This is a genomic window from Sodalis-like endosymbiont of Proechinophthirus fluctus, from assembly GCF_001602625.1.
Taxonomy (GTDB): Bacteria; Pseudomonadota; Gammaproteobacteria; order Enterobacterales; family Enterobacteriaceae.
In genome coordinates this window covers 13,683-18,580 of record NZ_LECR01000015.1, presented here as the reverse complement: position 1 = coordinate 18,580, position 4,898 = coordinate 13,683, and the positions used below count along the sequence as shown (strand labels likewise).

6 protein-coding genes and 1 pseudogene are annotated in these 4,898 nt (G+C 52.0%); all 7 read left to right on the top strand.

Going from position 1 to position 4,898, the window contains the following annotated elements; genetic code table 11:
- Nucleotides 1–19 precede the first annotated feature (19 nt).
- Nucleotides 20–426, top strand: a pseudogene (locus BG74_RS01770) (YbgC/FadM family acyl-CoA thioesterase).
- Nucleotides 423–1,109, top strand: a complete 687-nt coding sequence (gene tolQ, locus BG74_RS01765) for a Tol-Pal system protein TolQ (RefSeq protein WP_066596160.1) — start codon at nucleotides 423–425, stop codon at nucleotides 1,107–1,109. The pseudogene BG74_RS01770 and the gene tolQ overlap by 4 nt, the downstream one beginning before the upstream one ends.
- A gap of 25 nt (nucleotides 1,110–1,134) precedes the next feature.
- Nucleotides 1,135–1,560, top strand: coding sequence for a colicin uptake protein TolR (gene tolR, locus BG74_RS01760; protein ID WP_066596155.1), 426 nt, complete (start codon nucleotides 1,135–1,137; stop codon nucleotides 1,558–1,560).
- Between the two features lie 54 nt (nucleotides 1,561–1,614).
- Nucleotides 1,615–2,484 (top strand): cell envelope integrity protein TolA, encoded by an 870-nt coding sequence (gene tolA, locus BG74_RS01755; RefSeq protein WP_066596154.1) that lies wholly within the window; start codon nucleotides 1,615–1,617, stop codon nucleotides 2,482–2,484.
- Between the two features lie 159 nt (nucleotides 2,485–2,643).
- Complete coding sequence (gene tolB / locus BG74_RS01750) at nucleotides 2,644–3,936, top strand: Tol-Pal system beta propeller repeat protein TolB (protein WP_066596151.1); 1,293 nt, start codon at nucleotides 2,644–2,646, stop codon at nucleotides 3,934–3,936.
- 43 nt (nucleotides 3,937–3,979) lie between these two features.
- Nucleotides 3,980–4,507 (top strand): peptidoglycan-associated lipoprotein Pal, encoded by a 528-nt coding sequence (gene pal / locus BG74_RS01745; RefSeq protein WP_066596149.1) that lies wholly within the window; start codon nucleotides 3,980–3,982, stop codon nucleotides 4,505–4,507.
- A gap of 9 nt (nucleotides 4,508–4,516) precedes the next feature.
- Nucleotides 4,517–4,898, top strand: a 382-nt coding sequence (locus BG74_RS15845; RefSeq protein ID WP_305809563.1) for a YbgF trimerization domain-containing protein, incomplete at its 3' end; no start/stop codon positions are given.

The following is a 4,898-nucleotide window of genomic DNA, read 5'->3' as shown; positions in this document are numbered from 1 at the left end:
TGCGTTGTTGGACGGTGGAGTGAGTATTGCATTTTTCCAATGGCCCGTTCGCGTCTATTACGAGGATATTGATGCCGGTAGCGTAGTTTGCCATGCACGTTATGTCGATTTCTATGAATGCGTGCGCATCGAAATGTTACGCGAGCATAATTTCAGCACGCGCTCATGCGCGCGGACGTGGCGTTCTTGGTGCAGCACATGGAGGTGAAATATATTGCCCCTGCGCGCCTGGACGATTTACTGCAACAAGTGGAAAGTAAAATCGTCTCCCTCAAGCACACCTCTCTGACCTTCGCATAACGTATCCTGAATGTCGACGCGCAGTTGCTCAATCAGGCGAATGTCGTGATCGCATGTGTCGATCTACAACAATGGAAGCCGATTGCGCTTCTTCCTACGTATTTTGTCTCGGAGTTCAAGCAGTGACTGACATGAATATCTTTCATCTGTTCCTGAAAGCGAGCTTTTTGGTAAAACTGATCATGCTCATTTTGATATGCTTTTCCATCGTCTCCTGGGCGATCATTATTCAGCGTTCCCGTATTCTGACCTCCTCCGCACGTGAAGCAGATTCCTTTGAGGATAAATTCTGGTCCGGCATCGAATTGTCCCGCTTGTATCAGGAATGCCTGACGCGGCGAGACAGCCTGAGTGGCTCAGAGCAGATTTTCTACTCTGGCTTTAAAGAGTTCGCGCGCCTACATCGCGCCAACAGCCATGCCCCAGAGGCGGTGGTAGAGGGTGCCTCGCGCGCCATGCGTATTTCGATGAACCGCGAGCTGGAAGCACTAGAAACCCATATCCCATTTCTCGGCACCGTAGGCTCCATAAGTCCATATATCGGTCTGTTCGGCACGGTATGGGGCATCATGCATGCTTTCATCGGGCTTGGCTCGGTTAAACAGGCCACGCTACAGATGGTCGCACCGGGGATAGCCGAAGCGCTAATCGCCACCACTATCGGACTTTTCGCCTCCATTCCCGCGCTCATGGCGTTTAATCGCTTGAGCCTGCGCATCAATAAGCTTGAGCAGAACTACGACAACTTTACCGAAGAGTTTATCGCCATCTTGCACCGTCAGGCTTTCACTAGCGATAGCGCTAAGTAACGCTAAGTAAGAAGGAGGGTAGTACATGATAGCTAGAAGACGCTCATGCAGAGAAATCAAGTCCGAGATTAATATCGTCCCCCTGCTTGATGTGCTGCTGGTTCTGGTGTTAATTTTTATGGCGACGGCACCGATTATAACTCAGAGCGTTGAGGTAGATTTGCCTGATGCGATTGACTCCAAAACCGTTGGTAACAATGATAATCCACCGGTGATCGTCGAGGTGTCAGGTATCGGCCAATACAGTCTGGTGGCCGATCATCAGCGCCAAAAGCAGTTGCCCTCCGAACAGGTGGTTTCTGAGGCGCGCGCCCGTATCATCGCCAATCCTAAGACGGTGTTTCTGATAGGAGGCGCCAGGGACGTGCCTTATAATGAGATCATTAAGGCGCTGAACTTACTGCATCAGGCCGGCGTGAAGTCGGTCGGTCTGATGACGCAGCCTATCTGACGGTCGGCTGGTGAAGCGTATTATTACCGGCCCAACCCCTTTGGGGAATAGATTGTGTTGAAGGCTACCGAACAGAACGACAAGTTTAAACGTGCCATTATTCTGTCGATTGCGCTGCATTCCGTCCTGATTGCCATATTGATCTGGATCTCTATCCATCAGCCTCAAGAATCCAGTGCAGGCAGCGGTGGGTCGTCCGTTGACGCCGTGATGATTGCTCCTAGCGCCGTGGTGCAGCAATATAACCGTCAGCAGAAAACCTATGCGCAGAGGGCGCAGCATCAGGCAGAAGAGCATCGGCAAAAGCAGGCGGCGGAGCAACAGCGTCTAGCCGCGCAGGAAGCCGCCGAAGTGCAACAGCGCGAGCAGGCTAAACAGCAAAAATTAGCGGAAGAAGAAGAGGAGGCCACCTCGGCGCAGGCAAAAACCGCGGCTGAAGCCAAGAAACAGGCGGAAGTGGAAGCGAAAAAGACCGCTGTTGCCAAAGCTAAAGCCAAAGCAGACCAGATAGCGAAAAATAAAGCCACATCGCAGGCCAAAAAGCAGTCCAGCGATGTGGACGTTTTGCTAGGCGGTCTGACCAATGCTAAAAACATGCCCAAAGCCGGTAGCGCACCGACGGGGGTGGATAAGGCTAAACAAAGCGGCGCTAGCGGGGCAGAAATCGATGCCTATAAAGCACAAATCAGCCGGGCTATCAGCAATAAATTTTACGATGCGTCTAGTTACAGCAGCAGGACGTGCGATTTGCGCATCGGACTGGCGCCTGACGGCTTGCTGATCTCGGTCACCGCCGTAGGCGGAGATCCGGCGCTGTGTCAAGCAGCGGTATCCGCGGCGAAGCTGGCTATCATACCGCGGCCGCCCAGTCCGCAGGTTTATGAAGTTTTCAAAAATGCGACGCTCGGATTTTCGCCTCAGTAAATCCACGTAGCAGAATGCAATGGTTATCAAATAGTCATAATATAGTTTAAGATTTATACTGTGTCGTCTAATGGGAAGATGTAAGGTTATTTAATCAGATAAGTTTACAATTCTGAAATTGCGACCGGTGCCTTAGGCGTCGGCGGTTTGGGAGATGAAATGAAGCAGGCATTTCGAGTAGCATTAGGTTTATTAATTTTATGGTCTTCCGTGTTGCACGCTGAAGTGCGTATTGAAATCACCCAAGGGGTGGATTTAGCCAGACCTATAGGGGTGGTGCCGTTTAAGTGGGCGTGGCCCGACGCAGCGCCCGAAGATATCGGTGGTATTGTCGCTGCCGATTTGCGCAATAGCGGTAAATTCAACCCGCTAGATACATCCCGCCTGCCGCAGCAGCCGGCCGCCGCCGCGGAAGTTACCTCGGCCGCCTGGAAGGCGTTAGGTATCGACGCCGTGGTGGTAGGGCAGGTGCAGCCGAGCTCGGACGGCAACTACATGGTATTTTATCAATTGGTAGATACATCAGGTAATCCCGGCGCTATATTAGCGCAGAACCAATTCAAAGTACCGCGCAAATGGCTGCGTTGGTCAGCGCATGCCGTTAGCGATGAGAGTTTTGAAAGGCTGACCGGTATCAAGGGTGCATTTCGCACGCGCATCTCCTACGTGGCGAAAACCAATAGCGGCCAGTTCCCCTACGAATTACGGATAGCGGATTACGACGGTTATAACCAGACGCTGGTACACCGCTCGCCTCAGCCGCTAATGTCGCCGGCCTGGTCCCATGACGGCAGCAAATTGGCCTATGTCACTTTTGAAAGTGGCCGATCGGCATTGGTTATCCAGACATTGGATAGCGGCGTTATCCGTCAGGTGGCGGATTTCCCGCAACACAACGGCGCGCCGGCTTTCTCACCGGACGGCAGCAAGCTGGCCTTTGCCCTGTCAAAGACCGGCAGCTTGAATTTGTATGTGATGGATCTAGAATCGGGTCAGATTCGTCAGGTGACCGACGGTCGCAGCAACAATACGGAGCCGACCTGGTTTCCGAACAGCCAGGCGCTGGCATATACCTCCGACCAGGGCGGCCGTCCGCAGGTGTACAAAATCAATATCAATGGTGGTACGCCCCAGCGCCTGTCCTGGGAAGGCTCCCAAAATCAGGATCCCGACGTTAGCTCGGACGGTAAGTTCCTGGCTATGGTAAGCAGCAATAATGGCGCGCAGCATATTGCTAAACTGTATCTGGCAACGGGAACCGTACAAGTATTGACGGACACGTTCCTGGATGAGACGCCTAGCGTCGCTCCCAATGGCACCATGGTTATCTACAGCGCTTCGCAAGAGCTTGGTTCCGTGTTACAGATAGTATCGACTGATGGGCGTTTCAAAGCACGTCTTCCGCCAGCCGATGGACAAGTCAAATTTCCTGCCTGGTCACCGTATCTGTGATGTATATATAAATTTGTATGACAAACTATAAAAGGAATACGAGATGCAACAACTGAACAAAGTGCTGAAAAGGCTGATATTGGCGGTTCTAGTTATGGCGATTGTCGCATGTAGTTCTCACAAAAGCGCTAACAATGGCGACGAATCTGCTATGGGCGCCAGTGTTGTTGGTGGCACTGGCGTGGACATGAACGGCAACAACGTGTCGTCCGACGAGCGGGATCGTCTACAGATGCAAGAGCTTCAGCGCAACAATATCGTTTATTTCGGTTTGGACAAATATGATATCCGCTTTGAATTCGCTCAGATGCTTGACACTCACGCCACTTTCCTGCGTAGCAACCCGTCCTATAAAGTAACTGTTGAAGGCCACGCTGACGAACGCGGTACCCCAGAATACAACATTGCCCTGGGCGAACGACGTGCCAATACTGTGAAAATGTATCTTCAGGGTAAAGGCATTTCCACCAATCAGATCGCTATCGTATCTTACGGTAAGGAGAAGCCGGCCGTACTGGGTCACGACGAAGCGGCTTACGCCAAAAACCGTCGTGCCGTCCTGATCTACTAAGAGTCTTGCATGAGTAATAACTTCAGAGCTTATCTGTTGAGTTTGTCGTTATTTGTTGGCGTAGCGACCCCTTGGGCCGCTACCGCCCAGACATTAATCAGTAATGTCGGTTCCAGCTCGGTAGAAGATCGGGTCACTCAACTTGAGCGTATTTCCAACGCGCACAGTCAACTGCTAACTCAACTTCACCAGCAGCTCGCCGATAATCAGCGCGATATCGACTCGCTACACGGTCAGATTCAGGAAAACCAATACCAACTATCGCAGATCGTCGAACGGCAAAAACATATCTACCAGCAGATGGATAGCCTCCCTAGCCAGGTAACTTCCGCTTCCCGGGACGATCATCCCCAGTCCATGTCCACAAACGGCAGTAGTCAAGGCCCGGCGC